Origin of the sequence: Mucilaginibacter paludis DSM 18603 (assembly GCF_000166195.2) — a bacterium.
GTDB classification, from domain to species: Bacteria; Bacteroidota; Bacteroidia; order Sphingobacteriales; family Sphingobacteriaceae; genus Mucilaginibacter; species Mucilaginibacter paludis.
The window spans coordinates 608,478-633,224 of sequence record NZ_CM001403.1 but is presented as its reverse complement, the minus strand read 5'-3'; the positions used below and the strand labels follow the sequence as shown (position 1 = coordinate 633,224).

General features: G+C 36.4%; 26 protein-coding genes. 14 read left to right on the top strand and 12 right to left on the bottom strand.

Features of this window, described 5'->3' with window-relative positions; genetic code table 11:
• Positions 1 to 199: 199 nt before the first annotated feature.
• Positions 200 to 1,273: an aminotransferase class V-fold PLP-dependent enzyme gene (locus MUCPA_RS02655; RefSeq protein WP_008504273.1), complete on the bottom strand. Its 1,074-nt coding sequence runs from the start codon at positions 1,271 to 1,273 to the stop codon at positions 200 to 202.
• Positions 1,274 to 1,439: 166 nt separating this feature from the next.
• Entirely contained in the window at positions 1,440 to 2,306 is an 867-nt protein-coding gene (gene bla / locus MUCPA_RS02650; protein WP_008504272.1) for a subclass B3 metallo-beta-lactamase, read from the bottom strand.
• A 230-nt stretch (positions 2,307 to 2,536) separates the two neighbouring features.
• Between bla and MUCPA_RS02645 the strand changes: the two genes are divergently transcribed.
• Positions 2,537 to 3,061: a hypothetical protein gene (locus MUCPA_RS02645; RefSeq protein WP_008504270.1), complete on the top strand. Its 525-nt coding sequence runs from the start codon at positions 2,537 to 2,539 to the stop codon at positions 3,059 to 3,061.
• A gap of 217 nt (positions 3,062 to 3,278) precedes the next feature.
• On the opposite strand, the gene MUCPA_RS02640 is transcribed toward MUCPA_RS02645, so the two are convergent.
• The 4 genes from MUCPA_RS02640 to MUCPA_RS02625 all read right to left on the bottom strand — a co-directional run bounded on the left by MUCPA_RS02640 (position 3,279) and on the right by MUCPA_RS02625 (position 5,207).
• Entirely contained in the window at positions 3,279 to 3,767 is a 489-nt protein-coding gene (locus MUCPA_RS02640) for a LytR/AlgR family response regulator transcription factor (RefSeq protein WP_008504269.1), read from the bottom strand.
• On the bottom strand, positions 3,718 to 4,005 hold the full coding sequence (locus MUCPA_RS02635) for a helix-turn-helix domain-containing protein (RefSeq protein WP_008504268.1): 288 nt from the start codon (positions 4,003 to 4,005) through the stop codon (positions 3,718 to 3,720). The genes MUCPA_RS02640 and MUCPA_RS02635 overlap by 50 nt, the downstream gene beginning before the upstream one ends.
• Entirely contained in the window at positions 3,995 to 4,282 is a 288-nt protein-coding gene (locus tag MUCPA_RS02630) for a helix-turn-helix transcriptional regulator (protein ID WP_008504267.1), read from the bottom strand. The genes MUCPA_RS02635 and MUCPA_RS02630 overlap by 11 nt, the downstream gene beginning before the upstream one ends.
• Before the next feature lie 163 nt (positions 4,283 to 4,445).
• The gene (locus MUCPA_RS02625) at positions 4,446 to 5,207 is read right to left on the bottom strand and encodes a hypothetical protein (protein WP_008504266.1); all 762 of its coding nucleotides are present in this window, start codon (positions 5,205 to 5,207) and stop codon (positions 4,446 to 4,448) included.
• A 149-nt stretch (positions 5,208 to 5,356) separates the two neighbouring features.
• Here MUCPA_RS02625 and MUCPA_RS02620 point away from each other — a divergent pair, with 149 nt between their 5' ends.
• The gene (locus MUCPA_RS02620; RefSeq protein WP_008504264.1) at positions 5,357 to 6,733 is read left to right on the top strand and encodes a TlpA family protein disulfide reductase; all 1,377 of its coding nucleotides are present in this window, start codon (positions 5,357 to 5,359) and stop codon (positions 6,731 to 6,733) included.
• A gap of 43 nt (positions 6,734 to 6,776) precedes the next feature.
• On the opposite strand, the gene MUCPA_RS02615 is transcribed toward MUCPA_RS02620, so the two are convergent.
• The 3 genes from MUCPA_RS02615 to MUCPA_RS02605 form a co-directional block, all read right to left on the bottom strand.
• Positions 6,777 to 7,079: a helix-turn-helix domain-containing protein gene (locus tag MUCPA_RS02615; protein WP_008504263.1), complete on the bottom strand. Its 303-nt coding sequence runs from the start codon at positions 7,077 to 7,079 to the stop codon at positions 6,777 to 6,779.
• Positions 7,063 to 7,413, bottom strand: a complete 351-nt coding sequence (locus tag MUCPA_RS02610) for a type II toxin-antitoxin system RelE/ParE family toxin (protein WP_008504261.1) — start codon at positions 7,411 to 7,413, stop codon at positions 7,063 to 7,065. Before MUCPA_RS02610 ends, MUCPA_RS02615 begins: the two co-directional genes overlap by 17 nt.
• Before the next feature lie 71 nt (positions 7,414 to 7,484).
• The gene (locus MUCPA_RS02605) at positions 7,485 to 8,714 is read right to left on the bottom strand and encodes a site-specific integrase (RefSeq protein ID WP_008504258.1); all 1,230 of its coding nucleotides are present in this window, start codon (positions 8,712 to 8,714) and stop codon (positions 7,485 to 7,487) included.
• A 759-nt stretch (positions 8,715 to 9,473) separates the two neighbouring features.
• Between MUCPA_RS02605 and MUCPA_RS02595 the strand changes: the two genes are divergently transcribed.
• A complete protein-coding gene (locus tag MUCPA_RS02595) occupies positions 9,474 to 9,743 on the top strand; it encodes a hypothetical protein (protein ID WP_008504254.1) in 270 nt (89 codons plus the stop codon).
• A 21-nt stretch (positions 9,744 to 9,764) separates the two neighbouring features.
• Here MUCPA_RS02595 and MUCPA_RS02590 read toward each other — a convergent pair whose 3' ends face one another.
• Both MUCPA_RS02590 and MUCPA_RS02585 read right to left on the bottom strand, forming a co-directional pair.
• Complete coding sequence (locus MUCPA_RS02590; RefSeq protein WP_008504253.1) at positions 9,765 to 10,394, bottom strand: TetR/AcrR family transcriptional regulator; 630 nt, start codon at positions 10,392 to 10,394, stop codon at positions 9,765 to 9,767.
• Positions 10,395 to 10,499: 105 nt separating this feature from the next.
• Positions 10,500 to 11,453, bottom strand: coding sequence for an aminotransferase class I/II-fold pyridoxal phosphate-dependent enzyme (locus tag MUCPA_RS02585; RefSeq protein WP_262493014.1), 954 nt, complete (start codon positions 11,451 to 11,453; stop codon positions 10,500 to 10,502).
• A gap of 92 nt (positions 11,454 to 11,545) precedes the next feature.
• On the opposite strand from MUCPA_RS02585, the gene MUCPA_RS02580 reads away from it, so the two are divergent.
• Entirely contained in the window at positions 11,546 to 12,784 is a 1,239-nt protein-coding gene (locus tag MUCPA_RS02580; protein ID WP_008503844.1) for an IS4 family transposase, read from the top strand.
• Positions 12,785 to 12,963: 179 nt separating this feature from the next.
• On the opposite strand, the gene MUCPA_RS02575 is transcribed toward MUCPA_RS02580, so the two are convergent.
• Positions 12,964 to 13,317 (bottom strand): hypothetical protein, encoded by a 354-nt coding sequence (locus tag MUCPA_RS02575; RefSeq protein ID WP_040625663.1) that lies wholly within the window; start codon positions 13,315 to 13,317, stop codon positions 12,964 to 12,966.
• Between the two features lie 359 nt (positions 13,318 to 13,676).
• Here MUCPA_RS02575 and MUCPA_RS38105 point away from each other — a divergent pair, with 359 nt between their 5' ends.
• The 10 genes from MUCPA_RS38105 to gwsS all read left to right on the top strand — a co-directional run bounded on the left by MUCPA_RS38105 (position 13,677) and on the right by gwsS (position 24,736).
• Positions 13,677 to 13,841 carry a hypothetical protein gene (locus MUCPA_RS38105; protein WP_169316149.1) on the top strand — a complete coding sequence of 55 codons (165 nt, stop codon included), beginning with the start codon at positions 13,677 to 13,679 and terminating at the stop codon, positions 13,839 to 13,841.
• 91 nt (positions 13,842 to 13,932) lie between these two features.
• Positions 13,933 to 15,036: a glycosyltransferase family 2 protein gene (locus tag MUCPA_RS02570; protein WP_040625661.1), complete on the top strand. Its 1,104-nt coding sequence runs from the start codon at positions 13,933 to 13,935 to the stop codon at positions 15,034 to 15,036.
• A gap of 9 nt (positions 15,037 to 15,045) precedes the next feature.
• A complete protein-coding gene (locus tag MUCPA_RS02565) occupies positions 15,046 to 15,921 on the top strand; it encodes a hypothetical protein (RefSeq protein WP_008504251.1) in 876 nt (291 codons plus the stop codon).
• A 42-nt stretch (positions 15,922 to 15,963) separates the two neighbouring features.
• Positions 15,964 to 18,177, top strand: coding sequence for a peptidase domain-containing ABC transporter (locus MUCPA_RS02560; protein ID WP_008504250.1), 2,214 nt, complete (start codon positions 15,964 to 15,966; stop codon positions 18,175 to 18,177).
• A complete protein-coding gene (locus MUCPA_RS02555; RefSeq protein ID WP_008504249.1) occupies positions 18,158 to 19,129 on the top strand; it encodes an HlyD family efflux transporter periplasmic adaptor subunit in 972 nt (323 codons plus the stop codon). Before MUCPA_RS02560 ends, MUCPA_RS02555 begins: the two co-directional genes overlap by 20 nt.
• A gap of 24 nt (positions 19,130 to 19,153) precedes the next feature.
• Positions 19,154 to 21,583 carry an outer membrane beta-barrel protein gene (locus tag MUCPA_RS02550; protein ID WP_008504248.1) on the top strand — a complete coding sequence of 810 codons (2,430 nt, stop codon included), beginning with the start codon at positions 19,154 to 19,156 and terminating at the stop codon, positions 21,581 to 21,583.
• 25 nt (positions 21,584 to 21,608) lie between these two features.
• A complete protein-coding gene (locus MUCPA_RS35600) occupies positions 21,609 to 22,487 on the top strand; it encodes a glycosyl transferase family 14 (RefSeq protein WP_008504247.1) in 879 nt (292 codons plus the stop codon).
• Positions 22,488 to 22,542: 55 nt separating this feature from the next.
• Positions 22,543 to 23,538 (top strand): grasp-with-spasm system ATP-grasp peptide maturase, encoded by a 996-nt coding sequence (gene gwsG / locus MUCPA_RS35595; protein WP_008504246.1) that lies wholly within the window; start codon positions 22,543 to 22,545, stop codon positions 23,536 to 23,538.
• Positions 23,539 to 23,546: 8 nt separating this feature from the next.
• Positions 23,547 to 23,747, top strand: coding sequence for a hypothetical protein (locus MUCPA_RS02535; protein ID WP_008504245.1), 201 nt, complete (start codon positions 23,547 to 23,549; stop codon positions 23,745 to 23,747).
• Complete coding sequence (gwsS, locus tag MUCPA_RS02530; protein ID WP_008504244.1) at positions 23,744 to 24,736, top strand: grasp-with-spasm system SPASM domain peptide maturase; 993 nt, start codon at positions 23,744 to 23,746, stop codon at positions 24,734 to 24,736. The genes MUCPA_RS02535 and gwsS overlap by 4 nt, the downstream gene beginning before the upstream one ends.
• Positions 24,737 to 24,747: the final 11 nt, after the last annotated feature.

Genomic DNA, 24,747 nt, shown 5'->3' with positions numbered 1-24,747 from the left:
GAATTCCCTTCGATCCTGTAGATCGAAGGGGCCAGCCTAAATAAAGCCGGGGGCATGATAAACCGGGTATTGAGCTTTGGCTACAATGTGCACCTGATTAATAAACATTTGCTTATCATTTTTCAATCAATACGAAGCTGCTTACCCAAGAAGAAAATCGACCCGATTTCTGAAACAACTTTTCGGATTGTGGGTCTCCTTAACCGTCAATTACCTTTAGCAGTTTGTCAAGGTCCTGTTCCGAATTGTAAAAATGAAAGGAAATCCTTACACCGCCCCCTCTGGAAGTAAAAATGATTCCGTTATCTTGTAGCTTTGTTATGACGTGGGGTGGCAGCATTAGGTTAAATATAGACGAATGGCGGTTGCGGCTTTTAACTGCCACCGACAATAAATCACGATCAGTAAATGCCTGCCGGGCTTTCAGGCTAAGCTGGCTGATTTTGTATTCAACGTTTTCCATTCCCTGCTTCTGCAAATAGCTTACTGCATTAAATAGCGTACCGAAATTTAAAGTGTCGAGGTGGCCGGGCTCAAAATATAACGATAATGTATTTCTATCCTTCAAAAAACCTTCGGCAGGCAGGGTAGCTCTTTTCTCGGTTTTATAAAGCTTGTCGGCCGCTTTTGCCGTTAGCAGTACAAAACCGTTACCATATCCGCCTAACAACCATTTGTAGCCGCTGGCTATCAGCACATCAATGCCCGATTGCTCAAAATCAAATAAAGCAGTTCCGCAAAACTGCGTTCCGTCGGCAACAATGAGCAGCTCAGGATAACTAACTTTTAACTGCTTTAAAAAATCGAGGTCAATTTTTATTCCATTGGAATATTGCACAAGGCTTAAAGCAAATACTTCAGGCTTAAATCGCTCAATAGTTTCTACTATATGTTGTTCCAGTTGTTCATCAATCTGAACATAGGCACAGGGATGCCCCCTGCTCTCCACCGGGTAATTAATAGATGGATAATCTTCTTTTAATAACAGAAAACGTTTCGGTCCGCCAAGCCCTTCCAGTAATACATTGAATCCATGTGAAAAATTTGGAACAAGGTACGTAAGGTCGGCATGCGAATTGAAAAAACCGGCAATTGCATTCCGTCCGTTATCGATGAATTCATCTTTGTTTAACCTGAATTGACTTCCCATTAACAGGAACCTCTGATCATGAGCATGCCTCCAAGCGGTTATTTCGCGGGAAAGGATACCAGAACCAGCAGTATTTAGGTAGGTATAGTTATCGAGTACAGGAAACTGGTTTGAAAAATCCATTCGCAAAAATATAAATTGGATAGGAAGAAACCCTAAAAAAAACTATTAGAAATGTAGAAAAGCAGTATCCCGGCAGACATACGTAAAAGGGTGGTAGTGTTGTAACAGCATTAGAAAAAAAGCGTTGACGCGGTTACTATGCACCGATATTCACTTATTCCTTAACTTATTTACTATTCACTTTGCTATCGTATTCCTTTCGCAAATCGTCAATTTTATCGTAATAGTATTTTTTATCCATAAAAGCCCCGGGGTTATAAGCAGTGCCTGGCTGATGTTTATCGGTGAGATTGAACTGGGAAGCATGTGATGCCAGCCAGATATCAAACGTAATATGCTTCATGGCATTCAGCGTGTACGCATAGTCATTAGCGATGTTAGGATAAGCAAGTACATCCGCAAATTTTTTATCCGTTACAATGGTTGGCATATTGGCTATCAGCACACTGTATTTACGGTCATTATCTTGCACATCAAACAGGTAGCTACAAGATCCTTTGGTATGGCCGGGATGATGAAGCGTGGTCAACTTCATACCACCCAACATAATGCTATCGCCATTATGTAATATACGATCCACCTTTACAGGTTTAAAAACACATACTTTTCCTTGAAGATCATAATCAGACAGACCTCCATCAGCCACTACCGCCGCATCACCTTCGTCCACCATCATTTTAGCACCTGTTAACCTCTTTAGTTCCGCCATAGCGCCCATATGATCAAAGTGGGCCTGCGTTGTTAGCAATATCCTGGTATCGGTAAGCTTAAAGCCTAAGCTTTCAATACTTGTTTTAATCAACTGACCGGATGAAGCCAGCCCGGTATTAATCAATATGTTGCCTTTGGGTGTTACGATAAGATAACAAGCCAGGTCATAAGTGCCCACATAATAAAGGTTTCCTGCAATTTGGAACGGCGGGTAGGGCTTAGACCATTCAGGGTGCATTTTTGAAGAAGGTTCGGATACGTTTTGCGCCAGGGTACAGCAATTAACGCATAAAAAAATTAAAAGTGTCAGAATCCTTTTCATCAAGATAGCTTATGTAAAGCAAATTAAAAGATATAACTGATTTTTACCAAGCTTTCCGGATGTTTTAAAATTCTGGAATGCATGCTATTTGAGATTATAAATTATTGGGAACCCAAATTATCGATCTGATCTACCAACGCAATCAATCCTGAATATTACGCTAATACTCTAAGATGATATCTATTAGCTATTTTTGTTGCATCGAAGTTTGAAACCTTATCAATTCCATCATGCATAAAATAGCAGCTTATAAATTTTTACTTTTCATCTTCATTATCAGCCCAATAAGGGCATGGTCGCAAAAAACACCACCTGCTGATACACTACTTGACCGCCTAACTGGAGAGTGGCTGCTTAAAGGTGTGATCGCCGGTAAGCAGGTGGAACATCATATTGTTGCCGAATGGGTTTTAGGCCATCAGTATCTTCAGCTTAAAGAAACATCGCGTGAAAAACAAGCAAACGGATATCCGGTTTATGATGCTATTGTTTATATTACTTTTGATGCGTTACACAACCAATATGATTGCCTATGGCTGGACAATACAAGTAACGTGGGGCTTTCTAACGGAATTATAGCACACGCTAAAAGAGAAGCTAATCAATTGGCATTATTATTTAAATTTAACGATCATAGCTATTTTCATACAACGTTATCCTACAATGTTGCTAATTCATCCTGGCATTGGCTGATGACCAGCGAGGATAATGATAAAGTGGAAAGCTTTGCTGATGCAGCAATGGTCAAAATTTAATCTTGTAGGGGGTAAGGGAGTAGTTGTCCCTTGCGGAGTTTACTTTTGGTAACGAGATAATATTGAATTTGAGATAGCTCTTTGCTTTAGTAAGGTTTGTGGATTTTGATTAAAACGCTCGTGCGATTTAAAATATTTATCGGGCATCGGCTATTATTAATCTTCATATTAAAAAATTGTTACTCTTCAATCTTTTCGGCTCGAAACATTGTAGGGTTTAACGCTTTAACAAGCGCTTTTCGATAAGCGACATAATATTGTTCCGGTAATTACGACTAATGGGTATAGTTTTCTTTCCAACAAAAATTTGATTTTCCTCAATAGCCGTTATCCAAAGAAAGCTAACTATGAATGACTGATGTATCTTGACGAATTCGTTTGGAGATAACTGGCTCTCTATGCCTTTTAACGTCAGATAAGCGATAAGTGTTCTGTTTTCAAGATAAATATGGACGTAATTACCTATGCTTTCAATGTATAGGATTTCGCTTAATTCCAATTTCTCAATACGTTTTTCACAACGCACAAACAGGTAAGATGCTAAGGTATTGGGCAAAAGCGTATCCCTCAGGTCTTGATATTCTTTCGCTTTTTGTACCGCCTTCACAAAACGGTTGTAAGCAATCGGCTTCAACAGATAATCAATAATATCCAGTTCATAGCCCTCCAGCGCATATCCGGGAAAAGCAGTTGTTAAAATCACCATCGGCTTGGCCGTCTAACTTGTAGTAAAGCAGGCCGCCGATCTTGGTATAACGAAGCGTTCCGTTGACCCTTAAATTCTGTAAGGTGCCGGGCGAAATATTTAATAGCTTCCTGACCTCATAGCTTTTCAGCCATTGTTTACTTTGCCCCTGGCCGGGTTTTAGGAGGTGCTTCATCTCGGTGAGCATCTCGTTTTTAAATTGCTTTAAGTCTTCCTTGGTGATTAATTCAACGTTCATCTTTTCCTCCTTGCTCTTTAGTTTTTTGTTGCATGATTGCGAGTACCTCGCTCTTTTTAAAATACACCCGTTTGTGCAGGCGCAAAAAGGGTAGCCCCTTTTTCATCCAGTCCGTAAGCGTTACTAACGACACACCTAATTCTTCGGACAGTTCTTGTTTAGATAATAGCCGTTCATCCTGTGGCGGCCATCCACCCGTTTTAAAATGTTCCTGTAATTCTGCCCTGACTGCATCCCTGATACACCGACTTAGGGCTTCGTGGTTGATTAAATCCATGCCGCAAATGAAAATAAAAAAGTAACGCAGGCATGACCACGCAGATTTGCGTGGTTAAATTGAAGGTGTTTATAGCAAGCTAAGACAAGCTTGTATATTGTTGTAATCTAAGCTGTTATAGCTTATAGGTGGGAGAGATTACTAAGGTTAAACCGTGCAAGTTTTAACTCCGCTTCTTGGCGGGTGTGAGTTTAAATAACTTTAATTCCGGCGGAACTTTGGCGTATTTGATGCCCGGGTCTTTCTTGTTTCCCGGAAAATAGCGGCGAACCGTTTCCGAACTTATCTCATTATTTCCCTCCTTGAAATACTTCGCAATCATTTTACTCCATACGATCTGCGTTTGCGAGAAAACGAGTTCTTTGCCAGTGTCCGGTAACAGGGCTTCCTGTGCTTGCAGGCATATATCTACAAAACTTAACAAGTAACCATCCGCTATATTGATAAACTCTTGTGTTTCCAGTTTCCTTGCCGCCTTTAAATCGTCTTTTAGCGCCGCAATTTCTATTTGTTGTTTCCTGATTTCTTCCTGTTGGTCTGCAATGATTTCAGGCAAAGTTTTTTGGGTATTCCACTGGTCAATAGATCGGAGATACTTTTGAAAGTGTAACAGCTTTTCAAGTAATTCCATATCAAGCGCATGGCTTGAATTGAACGGGTCTTTAATTTCAAGGTATCTAATACGTCTGATAACGATCTGCCAAACAAAAGAAAAAAACTCCGATTCACCTTGCGGCTCCTTTCCTAAGAAATAAACTAAGTGATATTGGTAATAATCGGCGTATTCCTGTTCACGTAGGGTAAATAGTTTTTTTATGAAAAGGTTATCTTCATACCCTTTCTTTAATCCCACAAAAATGCCAATATCATATTTATGTGGGTTACGATCAAATCGTTCGTGTGGTTTGAAATATTTATTGGGCATAGCTTGTTAAGGTCTATTAAATCTTAACGAAAATGCGCTGTTTTAGTTTTAATTGAGATTGAAGAATGCTTAACCAACGTAAGTTTTTGTCCCTGTAGATAAATTAGTATTATATTTACCAACATAATTATAGACTTATAAAATCCTAAATGACTAAAAAGATCATTTTATTAGTATATCTGCTTTGTTTTATCTCTTTTGAAAGCTACTCTCAGACCGTCAGAAGTCGAAGTTTAGTCCAACAATATTTTATCAGCGATGCTTATATAAGCCCTCAATTGAAACAAACTCCTTTAAAGATAAAGAGAACATCTCAGATAGATAGTCTTTTTAAAGCTATACAAACTGGATGGGAAAAAGTATCTAATGACTCACTTAAAAAATATAGTAAAAAATTAATTATTGGCGAATTTAATAATATTGATGCCTATTGTTATTTCTGGACATTGGCAAGTATAACTCAAAATCTAGATATCGGATCGATTTATGGCGATTATCTGGTGGCAAATTACATGGCTCCTGCTATGGAACGTGATTATGCTATGCTTCGCCGTTTGCCAGATCAGGATATTATTAGCACGATCCATAGTGGAAACCTCGGGAATACATTAACCATTGGCTCTGGAAAAAAAATCAGCAGGGAAACATTTTTTAAAACTTTCAATGTTTATAAAGATTTTAGCGTTTTATTTGACTCCCTTGCCAAAAGTCCTGACACTGCGATATCTCACGCTGCAACAAAACAATTGCAAGACCTTGATAAATATTATTATCCCTTAAACGCCCGTAATAGCTTTTATAAAGGAGAATTTGACAAGGCTTTTACTTTCTTAGTTACTGGATTAAACGTGGACAAATATTCAAGGTCAAGAGCTGTTGATCTTGCAAGGGAATTAATTACTAAATTCAACAGTGAAGGAGCTAGAGATAAATCTTTTGCTTTACTTAACACCTTGGCTATCAATACAACTCCTGATAACCTTGATCGGGAAACGTTAAAAGTTATGTATTTAAAAGTTGATGCCATTAAGGGTAAAGAGATGTATGCAAATTTACAACAAAAGCTTTCAACATCGTCATTTAAGTATGCCGAAAAGCATATTGATTTGCCTAAGACATGGAATTTTGCCATTAACGAGGTACCAATAGATAAAATTAAGAAAGCAAAATACATAGTTGTCGATTTTTGGTATACAGGTTGTGGACCTTGTTTAGCGGAAATACCGGAGCTAAATTCTTTTAATGAAATGCTAAAATTACGTGACGATGTAATCTTTATTGCTGTGAATACTGATTATTCTAATGGGAAACTCGATCAAGACTATGTCGTTAAACGAAGCAAGGAACTGGGCATAAAATATCCAGTAATTTATGACAGCAAAAGTATCCAGTTAAATAAACAACTCTCTATATCTGGATATCCGGCGAAATTCATTTTAACTACATCAGGAGATGTGATCTCTAAAACCGATCAATCAGAAATGTCGTTAAAAAGTTTTGAAACATTCTTAAAAGAGCATCAGTAATAATAAAACAAGATTCGTTGAGATTGACTTATTCGAATTTAAGTTACAATTTAATAGAAAGTTCAAGATGTCCACCTAATCCTACTTCAATGATCTTTCTTAAAGTAGCTACCCGTACATCCTGTACATCATTTTCTACTTTGGATATATAAGCTTTAGTTGTCCCGCATTTATCAGCCAGTTCGGTTTGTGTCAACCCTTTGGCCTTGCGGGCTTCGTGAATTAACACACCTAATTTAAACTCTTCAAAACCTTGTTCAAATTTTTCCCTCTTAGGTGTTCCTTCACTGCCGTACTCTTTATCTATAAAGTCATCCAGCGTAATCAGATTATCGTTTTTCTTCATGGTATAACTCTTTTATTTTTAATGCCTTTTCGATCTCCTGTTTGGGTGTCTTTTGTGTCTTTTTTTGAAACCCATTAGCCAGTACAATTAATTTCCCCTCGTCAAAAAAGCAAAATATCCTAAAAATATCGTTGCCAGATTGCACCCTTATTTCAAACAATCCTGCTGTACCCTCCAAATGTTTTAAATAGGTTTCAGGCACATGCTGTACTTCTTCGATCAATTTAAATGTCCAGATGATCTTATCTTTAACTTTCTGCCGTTGTTTAGCTAAGAACTCCGGGAAATATTGCTTATAGATCGTTATGGTTCTAAATTTAATGCTTGCGCTCATAACTTATACAAATATAAATAAAGTTGCCATTTCAGGCAACTTTTGATTAATAATTTACTTCATCTGCTTAATTACTGGTTAGCCATTCGCTTTTTCAGGTTCTGCATATCCTCGCTCAATTTCTGTTCTACCACCTTAGCATATACTTGTGTAGAGCGTATTGTAGTATGCCCAAGCATCTTACTTACCGATTCAATCGGCACACCATTGCTTAAAGTTATCGTAGTAGCAAACGTATGACGGGCGATATGAAATGTAATCGCTTTATTAATATTACATAGGTCGGCTATCTCTTTGAGATAAGCATTTGTTTTTTGATTTGAGATTACCGGGAACAAAGTTCCATGATTTACAGCTTTGGGGTGGTCTTGATATTTTTTTATCAATTCTTCAGCTTGCGGCAATAACGGTATACGCACATCTGTATCTGTTTTCTGCCTGCTGGTGATTAGCCAATCGTTGCCATCTATTCCTTTAACAATGTTTCCGGCGGTCAGGTTCATGGTATCTATGTAAGCTAAGCCAGTGTAGCAACTGAAAAGAAAAAGGTCTTTAACCACCTGTAAACGTTCTATAGTAAATTTTTTCTTTTCAATGGTGGATAGTTCTTCTTTGGTCAAATAAAAACGCTCCACCTTATCAAAGTGCTGTTTGTATTTGGCAAAAGGGTCTTTTGCAAGCCAGTCCATTGTAACCGCCATATTAACCATTTTACATAATCGTTCAATATGCTTCATGATACCATTGTTATGCAATGGTTTTTGGTGGTCTTTAGGTTGATGCTTGCTTAGGTACGTTTCAAAGTCCAGGATAAATTTGTAGTTCAGTTCTGCAAGACTAATATCGCTTCTATGATATTTTTCCTTTAAAAACTTAGCGATATATTTTTGGGTGGTATAATAGTTTTTCATTGTACCATCAGCCAGCTTATCTTTCATTTCGGTGTTATGGTATTCGCCAAGCTTAATTAAGGTTATTTCATTTTCGTCTGCACCGAGGAACAATGACTTAACGGCATCTACAGTAATAACTTTTTTCTGCTGAACTAACTCGTGATAACCATCGGCAATTAAGGTACGCACCCGCTCTATATGCTCATTGAGTTTACGGGGTTCATCTTTTGTTCCCCGTGCCTTTCCTTTCGCCTCGTCCCAATTTTGCGGGTTGACTTTCTTTTTCAAAGAGATTTCACACCGCCTGCCGTTAACGGAAATACGGGCGAATACTGTGGCCTGATCGTTTTTTTGTTGTTTGGGTAGCCTGATTACAAACTGAATACCAAATGTGTTGCTGCTTCTCATATCAATCTATTTTATGTTAACTTGATAATCTTTGATGCAGATGATGAATTTCGCTCACATAAACAGAGGTTAAAACGCACCAAAAAACATCAAAATAAACGATATAAATATTTGACAATCAATTACTTATATCGAATTGTGTGAGCGAATTTAAATAACTAAAATCACTCACGCAATTGCTCACATCTTCTTTGATATTGATTGGGGTTTCTTGGTATGAAATAAAACAAAAAACCCGCAAATCAGTGTGATTTGCGGGTTTTTAAACCATTTTGACTGGCTATCAGTCGGGATGGCAGGATGCATCCTGAATTCTCTATATTGTTGTTAATCTGGAGCTTACAAACTTTTAAATTTAACAGGGTGCAGATTAGGGCATTTTTCAACTCATAACAAAATGAACTATTTCACGTGGTTTGACTATTTTTTACCGTCTATATCCAATGATATTACAAATATAGTAAGTTCAATAAAAAACCAAAATCCAATGTTAAATTATTGTCTTTTTTCCTTTTTAGGCAAATCTTTTCCCTTGGCTAATAGCCCAATAAGTAATTTATTTGCAATTCACAACAAAACGGGAGGCTGCACCATGAATAACAACGATTATTTAAAAAATCACCCTGTCTACAATAACCTGCCTATCAATTTATAGTTAAATGCATACACTTCAAATAGATGACGAATACCTTAGTCGGGAGGAACGAAAGGGTATTATATAAATTTCATCTTTGACTTTTGATAGGAGAGCGTCATATCATGATGCAGCAAGCTAAAGAATTAAGGCAGCGATTGAATAAGATCGGCGCGACTGCATGCTGCGGCAGTAAAGTACGGATAAGAACCGAAATTAACAGGATCGGCCCGAGCCTATACGAGTATGGCCGGGCAGTGGCTTTTACTGACTCGTTGACCGATGAGCAAAGGACAATCATTCTTGCCGCCAACCTGTACGCCAGGATCATATATGATCGCATGGGTTGCCTCTTAAATTCTGATGCCATAGCTATGGCATCGGCTGTCTATTGATTGGTTAAATCGATCTATTCGTTATTGGTAGGTATTCGCCAGTATTAAACTGATCGCTTTTTTTATCCTTGCTAGTCCTTCCGTTGTATTCAGGTCGATTTCACAAAAAGTAGTATCGGTTGATTTGGTGTGCAGCACCAAGTAGTAAATGCCTGCTACCAATAAAGCTGAGACAGCCCGCAGATCAATGTCTTTGCCTTGCAGCTCTTGATCCGACAAGGCAAAAAAGTGCTTACTGAGCAATTCCCTTTCCTCGCAAATCTCCTTCATGATCCTGGTACTTTGGCTTATTTGCCATAAAATGATCTTTTGCATTTCTTCTTCGGTAGAAAAATAATCAAGCTGGTTGATCAGCATGGCTTCCAGAATATCTTTAGTACCTGATTGTTTTTTTTCTTCCATCAAATCCACTGCATTACCGGGGGCTGCAACCCAATAATCCTTGCTGCGGACGTAAGTCTCGATCAAACTGTCTACCGTGCCGAAATAAATGGTGATCAGCCGCCTGCTAAGGCCTGCCTCTTTGGCGATATTGGTGGCGCTGAGGCCGGTATAGCCTTTGGTTTTGATCACTGTCCCAACAGCTTCGATCAGCTTTTGGGTAGAACGCTCCCTGTCATTAGATGGCCCCTGGTATCTTTTTTTTGTCATTATGTTTTTTTCGTGCCGACTAATTTATGCATTTTTAATAACAGGGGCCACCGGTATCAGCCTGCCGGGGAAGGGAATGTGCTTTGTCGCAGTGATATTACATTACTAACTATCGGTCTTGGCAATCCTTACCTTTTGATTAACATATTCAAATGCATTTAAAACGATGTCCAGGTGTTCACGGGTATGGGTTGCCATCAGGCTTGTCCTGATCCGCGCATCCTTGCGGGATACGCCGGGATAAACGATAGCATTGGTATATACCCCGGCCTGCAACAGCAATCGTGCCACATCGCCCGTTTTATGTGCATCCCCGACCTTTATAGGTATGATAGGGGAGGCTGTGTTGCCAATGTCCAGTTTCATATCCAATAACCCCTTTTTATAATAAGCGACATTGTCGGCAAGTTTAGCGCGCCATTCCGGTTCTTCATCGATTAAATCGATAGCCACCAGTAAGCCTGCGGCTGCAGGAGTGGAGGTTGAAGAAAATACCTGCTGCCGGGATTGAAATTTAAGGTAATTGGCGACTTCCGGCTTGGCAATGACAAAACCGCCGATATGCCCGAACGCCTTGCTTAAAGTGCCCGATATGAGGTCTACTTTATCCAGCAAATTAAACAGCTCGATAGCTCCCCGTCCGGTTTCACCGAGAACCCCGATCCCGTGGGCATCGTCTACCATTAAAAAGGCCCCATATTTTTTTGTAAGGTCGTAAATTTCATTCATCCGGGCCAGATCTCCGTCCTGCGAATAGACCCCATCGATCACCACCAAGCGGGTAAGGAATTTCGATTGCGCATCGATCAGGGCTCTTTCCAGGTGAATGAGGCTGTTATGAGGGAATTTTTTGATGTTCGTTTCATACAAGCCCTCATAGACGCTGGCGTGAACGGCCATATCTACAATGGCGCAATCTTCAGCTTTCAGCATGGCCAGCAAAGTCGAACTGTTTGCCGTATACCCGGTGGTGTAAATGATAGATGAATCCTTCGGGCGATGAAAGAATGCGGAAAGCTTATCCTCCAATGCTACGTGGTATTCGTGATGCCCCCCGATCAGGGCATAGCCGTCAACTTTAGAAAAAAAAGGGATAAAATTTTTTTAGAGCAAGAATCGGAACTGCAAAATTGCAGTCATTATTCGAGCGAATGAGTTCGGAACTATTTGAACCAACGGTGTTAGATGGCCTGGCCCGTAAAACAGAGGCTATACAACGCAAACGAAAAGTGGGAGGCAAGGAACTATTGGATATGGCGTTATTTGATGGAGATCAATCGTTTAACGGCATGAGTATGCAGTTAATGCGGAGGGATGGGCTTGATATTTCGAAGCAGGCATTGCATCAAAGACATCACAGCAATATGACAAAGTTTGTACAAGCCGTTTTTGAGCAATTAATAGCAGTTGAGTTACCGCAAGAGCAAACACAGGGCTTGGAGATCCGTATCAAAGATTCTACCCGTTTCGCGTTGCCGGAAGTTATTGCAGAGACATTCCCCGGAACAAAAGGAAGTGGGATGAAAGCGGGAGCATCTGTACAATTTGAATTTGAAATCAAAAGTGGTAAAAGCGATATCAAAGTAACTCCGGCCAACGCAAATGACCAGGGTGAGAGTCATCTGGACAAGGCATCAATTCAGCCGGGGGTATTATATATGAGAGATCTGGGTTACACTCACTTGAGTTATATGAACAATATTAACAAAGTCAAAGCTTTCTTTATTAATAAATTATGTCCGAAAACAACGATTTATCTATTAAAGGACGACCAATACCAAAAGTTAGAGTTGTCGAAACTACAAGGCATAACCGGCGTATTTGATCAACAGGTATATATCGGAGCTGATAAGATGCCGGTAAGGATAATAATAGAACCGGTAAGTGAAGAGCTCAAGGCAAGGCGGATAGCCAATACTGAAAAGTACAATAAAAAGAAAGGCAGTACCACCAGTAAGGGATTCAAAGAGCGGGCAGGGTTTAACTTTATTGTTACCAACCTGGTGAGCGAAAAATATAGCGCTGAATTGATCCAAAAGTTATATCACCTGCGATGGCAGATAGAATTGGTTTTTAAAGCATGGAAGTCGTTTTTAAAGATACACACGTTCCCCAAAGGAAGTTCGGATCGTATAACCAGTATATTATACAGTAAGTTGATCTGGGCAGTTTTGAGTTGGAAAATATGCATGGCTATCGGTAAGATAGGTCAAATTAGTGTTTTAAAGGTGCATCGACTAATCGCTTCTACGAAAGAAGAATTGCGAGCGCAGCTTTTAGGGATATGCTCAAAGTGGTTAGCTCTGTTGGAGAAATTAAACTTAAAGCACCTTTCAAAAGAGCACAGAAAACATAGGTTAAAAATAGAAGAAATTGTAATAAGTATTTGATTATTAGATATTTAAATACTATATTTAGATAGTTAAACAAAAATAAGAAAGGCGGGGCCATCTAAACCTCCCCGCCTTAAAAAACGAAAAATATGAGAGTAAAAATACATAGGTTTGCCCATGCGGGCAAACCGCGCCTAAAAATTAAATAACTGAAAATCAACAATATATGAGTACAGCTACTTAAATTGACGGCTATGCCCGATCAGGGGAGAAGCCCCGGCCCCGGTCCCATATTTTTCTATTCCTGCAATGGCCGCCGCCTTTACTTTGGGATGCTGGGTGAAATTTAAATAATCATTGGAAACCAGGCTGACACATTTTTTAGGCTCTATCTGGAATGGTGAACTTACCCACATTTCTGGGCCGCAACCGTTACTCGTTACAAAACGGTAGTTCATGTGTCCCTGTACTTCCATGTAATCCGTAAAATCCTTAAAAATTTCGGCTCGCTGAAAAGCGTTCAAATCCGGTATTCGTTCAAAATCTTTAAAAGATGCTTTCTGAAAATCGATGTTGTGTTTTATTGTCATAAGGTGGAGCTATATATCCCTATAAAAGTATAAAAATTCCCCTTATCGGGATAATTAACCAACACACCCCTTATGTTTACTTCAAAAAAAAATTAAAAATACAAGATTAAAATACCCTTGTGTGGGAAAATTGGTTGATTTTTCTTGTTATTAGCATGTCTTGTCAAGCAGAAAATAGAGCAATTAATTGACATTTAATTAATTATATACAAGTAAGATTGCTATTTCTTTACTAATACAATTAGAATAGTAGCAACTTATTAAAAATATTAGTCTTGTTGTCTTTTATTAGAAACAGTAATAACTTAGTTATTGCCAATGCAAATTTATGGTGAATTTGCGGGTTGCAATTAATACTTATGAAGCTCAAGTTAACAAATTTGGTAAAACAAGATGAGTCAACACAACCGAAGACTCTAAGAAGAGAAGAAATGGTTAAACTTACTGGCGGTTATACTTATTTGTATACCGGCTGTACAAACACTGGCGATCATGGTGATTGCACAGATGGGAAATTTGATTAATTCCTGACTGTAAAAAAAGGTTGCCAATTGTAGCAACCTTTTTTTTAATTAATAAATCTTAAGAACCTTCCCGAACCACAAAAATTTATAAATGAAGATTTCATTCTGCATCATAGCTATGAATCGCCTAAACCATTTGATGCAAACCTTGGAAGATAATCTTAAAGAATGCTGCCGTGATGACGATGTCGAGATTGTATTGCTGGATTACAATTCTAAAGACAATATGGAGTCGTGGGTTAAAAACGCGTTTGAAACAATGATAGCGAATGGTAAACTTATTTATTTTAAAACCTTCGATCCGGTTTCTTTTAATCACAGCCACTCCAAAAATTTAGCCTTTAAATTGAGTAATGGTGATATCGTTTGTAATATTAATGCTGATCACTATTTGGGAAATGGATTTGTGGACTATATAAGAAAACAGTTTAATAATAATAGCAATATAGTACTAACTCCTTTGAATATTTATGATGATAACAATGATTTCCTCATCCCTGGCGATACAGGTGGAAAGGTTTGTGTCAGAAAAGAAAACTTTATTCAAATTAAGGGATTCGATGAAAAAATGAATATTTACGGTTTTGAGGATGTGGATTTTATTAATCGCCTTACATTCGTTGGCGTTAATCCATTTCGTATTACAGAGCCCCAATTCCTTAGTTTTATTCATCACTCAGATGTAGATAGACACTCATCTAATACGATTTTAGCTCAAATTGAAAATATTTTTATCCATTATATTACCCCTTTTGTTTCTAGAATACTTATCATTTATAAAAATGGAACTTTTGAAATGGGCGATATAATAGATAATATAGTTAAAGCATCATTTAATTATAAATCTGCCTATTCTTCAAAGAAAACATTCCTATTTGCGAAAAAAAGCAAATCTTGGAGGAAAGGGTCTTGGAGCTTTGAAGAAGAAGAGTTAAAGTTGACTTTCCTTAGGTCTAACCAGACACTACAACTAATTTCAAAGAATGATTTTTTAGTAAGCCGAGTAGACCAAGAGCATTACTACAGGGCAAACCCCACATTAATGGCAGAAATTGCGGCCTTCAACTATGTTCATTTCAATAGAACTCTATTCTTGAAGAACAAACGTAATAAATTGGGAATTGTAAACCATAAATCCTTCGGAAGCGGCCTGGTTTATAAAAATTTTGATTACAGCACACCGATAAAAATATAGACTTGTAGAATGAAACTCGAAAAACTAACTCATTTATCAACGTCCATTTTTTGTAAAGATCGATATTGGAATTCATTGATAAATGATGCAATAAAGCCTTTTATTTATGAAATGCAATGTTTAGAAATTGTGAAATCATATTCAATTGCTTTCAGCTATAGTCGAGGAGATAATCTTAGACTAACACTGTATACGCAACATAATAAAAAGGATATATTGGCACGCAAAGCCGGAAAGTTTTTTTCGGAATATTTCGTAAAAAGCCAATTTGATAGCAATCGATTAAATTATCGCCATGAAAGTGCGTTTTTATCACTTGAAAGTAACGCCATTTATTTTGGATTATACAGGCAAGATTTTTACTATGAATACGGTAAATATAAATTATTAGATAGCTACATTGATTTTAATGTCCTGTTTACGCAGTTATTGATAGAAGAGATCGTTGATTATGAAATTACTAACGAAGTCGTTTTAACATTTGCACTCTATTTACACGTAGCTTTAATCCATTTTTTATGGTCGATGGATATTGAATCAGTTTTACCGATCTACTGCAAAGAAATATCTAATGAGATAAATGAAAATAATCCCATGTTTAGTATAGAGGCTTTGACCGAAATTAAAGATATATATTATTCCTCCGACCCTGATGGATGGAAAAAAAAATGGGAAACAATATGCCAAAACCAAATTGAAAAAGCAATTAGCTTAAATAGCTTCACTCCAAATAAAATTGATATTGGTGAGAAAAGGTATCTTCATTCTTTAATAATAGAACTGATGCATGCTCAACTCGCAATCTCAGATGAACAAAGAAAAGTAATCGATTACTCCATCATAAATTTATTAAAAAATAATCCCAGTCCTTTACTACAGAATTAGTAAATGGGATTAAATATTTATTAATCTTATAAATCCTGGTAAATGGCTTTTGTGTTTTATCGACAACTTAATTCAATGGATTGCGGGCCGGTATGCTTAAAAATGATAACCCATTACCACGGAAAGCATTTTAATACCGATACTCTTAGGCGACTCTCTGGCTTCAATAAAGAGGGCACCTCTGTTCTTGGATTAAGTGAAGCCGCTGAAAAAATCGGCTTCAGAACGCGAGGGGTAATGTTGAACCTTCGTCAATTAACTGAAGTATCAACTCCATGCATACTGCATTGGAATCAAAACCACTTTGTTGTATTAATATCAATTGCATACAGAAGAAGGGATTGGAAGATCAAAATTGCTGATCCGGGCAAAGGCATTATTCATCTTAGTAAAAAAGAATTTCTTGATCAATGGGCTTTCTCTGACGACGCGGAAGATGAGAAGAAAACCGGGGTGGCCTTGTTAATGACACCGACTCCTGCGCTTTACCAAGAACCGGATGATAAAGAAAACAATCTTAATTGGAAGATTATATTACAATATCTAACTGATAGTAAATGGCCAATAGCCCAGGTATTCATTTCTTTAATAGCCACATCCGCATTACAGCTCGTTGTTCCATTTTTGACCAAGGCTATAATTGATGTCGGAATAAATGCAAATAATCTGAATCTAATTGTAGTTATATTAATTGCTCAACTATCGTTGATGTTCGGTCGAACAGCGATAGAATTTATTAGAAGTAGAATACTTTTGAGGATTTCTAATATTATAAACATATCAATCCTGTCAGATTTTTGGGTGAAATTAACACGGCTTCCGGTCTCATATTTCGATTTACATCATACAGGGGATACACTGCAGAGAATAAACGATCATAAGAAAATTCAAGATTATTTAACGGGATCCTCACTATCTACTCTTTTTTCCATTGTTAATTTGACTGCCCTGTCCTTTGTTCTCTTGTCCTTTAATAGTTTGTTATACTTGATATTTATTTGTGGTAGTATATTGTATGTTTTTTGGATAACCATATTCTTAAAAATCAGACGTAAACTGAATTATAAATCCTTTCATATATATTCAAAAGAGAATAATGCCACTTTGGAATTTGTTCAGGGGATGCAAGAAATAAGATTAAATAACGCGGAACAGTTAAAGCGTTGGGATTGGGAGAATATACAGACTAACATTTTTAAGTTAAGTTCTAAGTCATTAAGTTATAGCCAAATTCAGGAAACCGGGTCGCTTTTTATCAATCAAGGAAAGGATTTCTTAATAACTTTCTTGACAGCAAAACTTGTTATTGATGGGCATTTCACACTCGGTTCAATGGTTGCGATTCAATATATTATTGGTCAATTAAGTAACCCGGTAGAACAGATTGTTAAGTTTATTCAAGCAACACAAGATGCTAGAATTAGCTTAGAAAGAATTAATGAAGTACATCAATTACCTGAAGAGGAAAGCCCGGAAATAGTTTATGTCGATCATTTACCCGAGAATAAATCCATCTATTTGGAAAAGCTGAGTTTCAAATATCCTGGTTCAGGACTAAGGTTTGCATTAGACGATATAAATATAGAAATAGAGACCGGCAAAGTTACAGCTATAGTAGGTATGAGCGGAAGTGGAAAAACGACGCTACTTAAATTATTGATGAAGTTTTATGATTACTACGAAGGTGATATTAGAGTAGGTAATAGTAATTTGAGAAATATTAATCCTTCTTTTTGGAGGCGACAATGCGGGGCAGTTCTACAAGATGGCTACATATTTAACGAATCGATAGCAAGAAATATCGCAATCGGTTCAGAAATCATTGATTATGAAAAACTCCTTTATTGTGCTAAAATAGCCAACATTTATCCTTTTATTGATACTCTACCGAATGGATTCTATACTTTATTGGGAGTAGATGGGGTTGGTATAAGTCAAGGCCAGCGACAGCGTTTACTTATTGCAAGGGCGATATATAAAGATCCGGAATATCTTTTTTTTGATGAAGCGACAAATGCTTTAGACGCAAACAATGAAAGGACAATAACAGAAAATTTAAAAGCAGTATTTTCAAAAAGAACTGTTGTTATTGTTGCCCATCGCCTTAGTACTGTAAAGAATGCCGATAAGATCATTGTGATGAATGAGGGTAAGATCGCTGAACAAGGAAACCATGCGGACTTAACTAAACTCAAAGGGTTGTATTATGAACTTGTGAAAAATCAACTAGAATTAGATGGACAAACGGGATCATAATACTTCGTCTACGGACGTAATTGAAATAATTAATAATGCTAAAGCAAGCAAGTATCGCCGCTCGGCCCTGGCCCAGGAGATTCTATCTGAAAAAAAGAATTTTGGCAACACATGGGCATTGGTAACCATTGTAGCTTTTTTTGTACTGATGTTCATAGGTGCAACTTTCTTTCGCTACCCAAATTACATAATAAAAAGTTCCAAATTAATCGCGACGAATCTGCCAGTACCTATTGAAACAAATAGCAGTAATTATTTTAGCCTATTGGCAAAAAACAATGACATTGTAAGAAAGGATGAAATTATCGCTATAGTTCAAGGTAAGAACGAATTTGCAGAAATATTAAAATTAAAAAAAGTTTTAGAAGATACACGTTCCTTAAATAAATCTATCAACAACAATTTTAATAAATTAGGTGGTATTCAGGGGCTTTTCGACAGCATATTTAAAGAATCTCCACGAATAACTCCCTTAAAGACTAAACAATTACTAATTGGAATAAACAGCTGGCTCAAAAATTACACGTTGCAATCGCCTACCGATGGAAAACTAACTTGGAATCTCGCTACAGTAAGTCCTTATGTTAACCTTGCACCTAAAAAAATCATTGGCTATGTAGTGCCTAAAACAGATTTTTATCTCGAAGTGCCTCTTAATGAAGACGACCTGGGCAAAGTTCATGTTGGTCAGTCAGTACAATTAAGAACGGATGCATTTTTTTATCAAAAGTATGGAGTAATCAATGGAAGAATTAGCAATGTTTCTGACATAATTACTAACGGGCACTTTACTGTTTTTGTTAGTTTACCTCAAGTTATTAATACGCCGATAACCGGAGACAGGCCAATATTGAAGAACGGGCTGAATTGTCGTGTGTATATTGTCATACGGGACCAAAGTCTATTTACAGCATTATTTAATTCAATATTCAGTAATTATAACCGACCCTAGCCAACATTACATAATAATTCACCAATGAAAAAACTAATACTATTTTCCTTACTTGCCTTACACTCATTGGCATTTGCACAGAATAAAAAAGCAAATGGGAGTATAGAAGGTGTCGTTCTGGATTCATTAAAAAAAACGTATTGTGGACAAGGGATCATTTCTGTTTATCAGGAGAATAATGTCAAGGTAAAATCTGTTACCCCCATTGATACCAATGGCCATTTTGTAATTGATGACCTCTTATATAAAACATACCGACTTGTATTTACATATAGCGGATATGAGGAAAAACAATTGAATATTACTATTAATCAAAACTTGGCACTCAGAAAAAATGTTGGGGAAATACTTTTATCTCCGAAACTGCATCAACTTGCCGAAGTCATAGTTACAAGTAGGAAGCAAATAATTAAGCAGGAGGTAGACAGAATATCATACAATGTGCAAGCCGACCCTGAAAGTAAAACAAAATCTCTATTAGAAATATTACATAAAGTCCCATTAATCACCGTAGATGCAACCGGAACTATTAAGCTCAAAGCCAGTGGTAATTACAAAATATTAATTGATGGTCGCTCGTCATCCTTAGTGGCGAAAAACCCTTCTGATGTTTTTAGAGCCATGCCTGCGAGTAACATTGAAAAAATTGAAGTTATCACGATACCACCAGCTAAATATGACAGTGAAGGTCTGGCCGGTATACTGAATATTATAACCAAAAAGAAACTTGTACAAGGTTACAACGGCAGTATTAATTCAAGTTATAATACTGTATATGGTACAAGTTCTTCAATTCTAATGAATCTTAAAAAGAATAAACTGGGGGTAATCTTTTATGCTGGTTTGGGGTGGCAAAATACCAGGGAACTAGGCTATGAAAGCGCCCAAACTCAAACGAGCCCTACCTATAGTGTTCTTAATCAAAACGGGCAAACCACTAACTCCAACAATTATCGCTTAGGAAATCTTGAAATCAGCTATCAACCAGATACATTAAATTTAATAACAGGATCTGGTGGCTATAATCGCTACTATTCGACGCAAGGTATTGAACTGACTAATGTACTCTTCAACGCTAACAATGAGCTGACTCAAAGTTTTGATATAAATAGTACAGGAAATAGTTTGTTTAATACCGCTGATGTTTCGTTTAATTATCAAAAAGGTTTTAAACGAAATAAAAAGCAGTATCTGACCTTTTCTTATCAATACTCATTCATTTCCAACAAACAGGAAAATGGGGTAGCAACGTCGAAACAATTCAACTATAATAATAATGATTATAACCAGAAAAACGATGCTGAGTCAAATGAGCATACACTTCAAGTAGATTATATTCAGCCTAAAAAAACAATCACTATTGAAGCTGGAGGAAAAATGATTCTAAGAAGTAATACCAGTAATTTCCTAACTAGTATTGTGACAAATGATGATGGCAATGATGGCGGTAATAATTTTTTTAAATTTGATCAAAATGTTTATAGCTTATATAATTCCTATCAATTAAAATTTTCAAAAGTAGCAGTAAAATTCGGCGCGCGATTAGAGCATACAACGTTAAACGCTGACTTTGTGTCCACAAATACCACTTATGATAGGAATTATCTTAATATTATACCCTCTGTCTCTAGTCAAATTTCACTTGGTCAAACGGCCAGTATTAATTTTGGATATGGAGAAAGAATCCAAAGGCCTAGTATATGGCAGGTTAATCCTTTTGTAAATAAAATCAATCCTAAGTTTGTAACTGTAGGTAATCCCGATCTTGTCCCTACTTTAAATCATAACATTGAAGTTACATTTAGCAAATTCTCTTCGGGCTATTTAAGCTTGGGATTAAACTACGAATTTGCGGGAAATACAATAGAGCATCTGACAACGTATAATCCTCAAGATTCTATAACAACTTTATCTTATCAGAATTTAGGAAAAAGCAGGAAGATCGGGTTTAATCTTAGCTTAAATTACCCTTTATCTAAATCAATAAATTTAAGCATTAATTCATCATTATATTATAGGATGTTAAGTGCCCAAACTGACAGTATAAGATATTCAAATAAGGGCTTCCAGGGTAATTTTGTAGCCTCAGCAGATTATCAATTGAAGAATGGGATAAGCGTTGGTTTCAGTGCTGGTTACAACAGTAGAACAATTAGCCTTCAAGGACACGATAATGGTTATTTTTATAACTCAACAAGCATTTCTAAGGACTTTTTTAAAAAGAAATTAACAATTGGCGGCTATATCTCAAATCCTCAAAATAAATTTTTCACCACAAAATCAACAACAACCGCGAATAATTTTACTCAGTTAATTCATCAAAATAGTTTCTATCGTAGTGCCGCTATCCAGCTAAGCTATCGTTTCGGTAAGCTAAACAGCAATGTTGTAAAGAATAAAAGGGGTATAAAAAATGACGATATAAAAAACGAGGTTCCCAATAAAAACAACTGAAATTATACAAGAAAAGATTTTTACTATGAAAGTTGCTTATCTAATAATTGCTCATAAAAATTTCGAACATATAATTGACATTGTAACCAGCCTTAATGACCCCAAAGTTAGTTTTCTTATACATTTTGATGAAAAGGTCAAAGTAGATATTAATGAAATCAACAGGAAGTTACCGCAAGGCGCTGATGTGTATTTTCTAGATGCACGTGAAAACGTTAATTGGGGTGGCTTCAGTGTGTTAATGGCAGTTTTAAATCTTATACAGGGAGCTTTACATTTAAATTGCTTTGATTACATCTATCTAATCAGCGGTCAGGACTTCCCTTTGAAAACATCCGACGAAATGATCGATTTTTTGGAGCAAAATGCAGGTAAAGAGTTTATTGAATATCATACCATTCCTCATTCAGGTTGGGGAGGTGGACAAGATCGTTACGAGCACTTCTGGATGATTGATACACTGGGAATGCAGGCAAGCCGAAATTTTATCGAAGATCAGCGCAAACAGAACTTTACAAGAAAATTTCCTAATAATTTACAACCTTTTGGTGGTTCTATGTGGTTTACAATAACTGCCGCCTGCGCTGAATATATCATAGATCATTTTATGCAATACCCCGACGAATTAATGTTTTTCAAGTACACGTTAATACCAGATGAACTTGCAATAGTGACGGTTATAATGAATTCTATCTTTAAAAATCAAGTAGTAAATAATAATTTAAGACACATTGACTGGTCTGAAAACCGGGGAAGGCCCAAGATAATGACAGTGTCTGATCTGGTTGTCTTAATTAAAAGTGAATCCCATTTCGCACGTAAATTTGACCCATCGGTTGATGTAGAAGTGATAAATGCGCTTAAAGCTAAATTAAATCAGGGTAACGAGATGAGGAAGAGGTAATATATTCATTTAATAAAAGGTTTTCCCCAATACGTATTATAACAATCCAAGGAAAATGATACTAATAATTAGCCATCACAATAGTGAATTTACAACAGAATTAATAATGGATTGGATCCATTATTATGGTCATGAATGTAAACGGGTTAACGGTTTGGATATCTTAGATAAATTAACTTTTAATTTAAAGTTGACCAATGGTGATGGCGTTAAGGTAGAAACCAATTCAGGCATTGAAGCGGCTGATATTATATGGTTTAGGCGCTGGATGGTTTTACGAAGTTTAGAAGATCACATGCCGGTTAATAGTAATTTTTTTCTTAAAGATATAGCTCCTCTTATCAAATCTGAATTTGACGGAGTTACCCGAGCTTTTTTTTTCGCACTGAAAGGTAAAAATTGGGATGATAAACCAGAATTTCTTCGAGAATATCCAATAAAGATTAAGCAGTTAGAAATTGCTCAATCAGTAGGATTAAAAATACCAAATACAATTATCACTAACAATAAAAAGGATTTACAAGTTTTTGTAAAAACGAACAATATTGAAGAAATTATCATAAAGCCCGTTAAGGATGGAACACTTATCGGCTCAACCGAAGGCTGCTACGTTATTTATACAGCAAAAGTCACAAAAGAGTTATCAGAAATTCCAGAATTATTTTTTCCATCGTTATTTCAAGAGGCGATATCAAAAATAATAGAGATTCGTGTTTTTTTTCATAAAGACATATGTTACTCGATGGCAATTTTTTCAAGTTATGATGAAAAAACCAGTGTTGATTTCAGGAATTACAATTTTGCAAAGCCTAATAGGTATGTTCCCTACAAATTGCCGGACACTGTAGAGAGCAAAATTCGTGACTTTATGGAAATATTGAATTTGAAGAGTGGCTCACTAGATATCTTATTGAACACAAAAAATGAATACGTGTTTTTAGAAGTAAATCCCGTAGGCCAGTTCTCTATGGTATCTTTTCCTTGTAATTACTATTTGGAAAGAGTTGTGGCGAATAGTTTAATTTCAGAACAAATAACACCAGGTAATTGAATATTGATATGGAAGACAATATTAAGATAAAGGAACCATTGTTGCTTAAGTTTTTAACACCTGTTCCAGATGTAACCAAAATTACAGAGCCAGTTAGAGGGAATACATATTATAACGCAGGTGCATTTGATGTAATCCCCTTTTATAAAGCGATCAGTTTACTAGTGACCCATGAAAGCAATCTTTCAATAAATAATATAGAGGTATGAGCAAAATGACATTATATGCAAGCTGCATCCCTGTAAAGGGAGCTGTAAGAAGTACGATATGCGATTTGCAAAGAACCACATATGAAATAATTCCTAATTCCATGTATGATTTCTTGGTTTACTATAATGGCAAAAGTATAAATGAAATAAAGAATGACTTTTCAATTGAAGATCAGGTTATTGTTGATGAGTACATCGATTTTTTATTAAAAAAAGAGTATATATTTTTTTCTGATTTTCCCAATAATTTCCCACCGATTAGTTTAGACTGGGATTCCCCATGTTTAATTACTAATGCAATAGTAGATTTTGATGCGGCTTCAAATCACAATTTCAAAAAAATAGTTGATCAACTTTCTTTTTTACGTTGTCAGGCGCTGGAGCTGAGATTTTTTGATGTTGTCAATTTGAATTTTATCAAGGGACTCATATTACAGACAAAGAATTCTTCATTAAGATATATAAACCTGGTTATAAAATATGATTCTTTAATATTAGAGGAGGATATAAAAGATTTACTTGCACAAAATACGGTTTTAACCCATGTACTATTTCACAGTTGCCCTAAACCTGTTTTTACAGAATTGGCTACAACAGTTTTTTCTATTGATACAATAATATCGGATGAGACCCATTGCGGGGTAATAAGCGAGTATAATTTTTCTGTCAATATAACCTCATTTACTGAATCCGTAAATTTTAATAGTTGTTTAAATAGAAAAATCTCGATTGATAAAAGAGGAGAAATAAAAAATTGCCCATCATTGCCAAATTCGTTTGGCAATATTAACGACATATCTCTTAATGAAATAGTTAATCAGTCTAATTTTACAAGGGTTTGGCAAATAAAGAAGGATTCGATAAATGTCTGTAAAGATTGTGAGTTTAGATATATATGCACTGATTGCAGGGCCTATGTATCTGACTTATATGCCAAACCGATAAAGTGCCATTATGATCCGTATAATCCCTCCGGAGTAATTAACTAAAGCAAATGTCC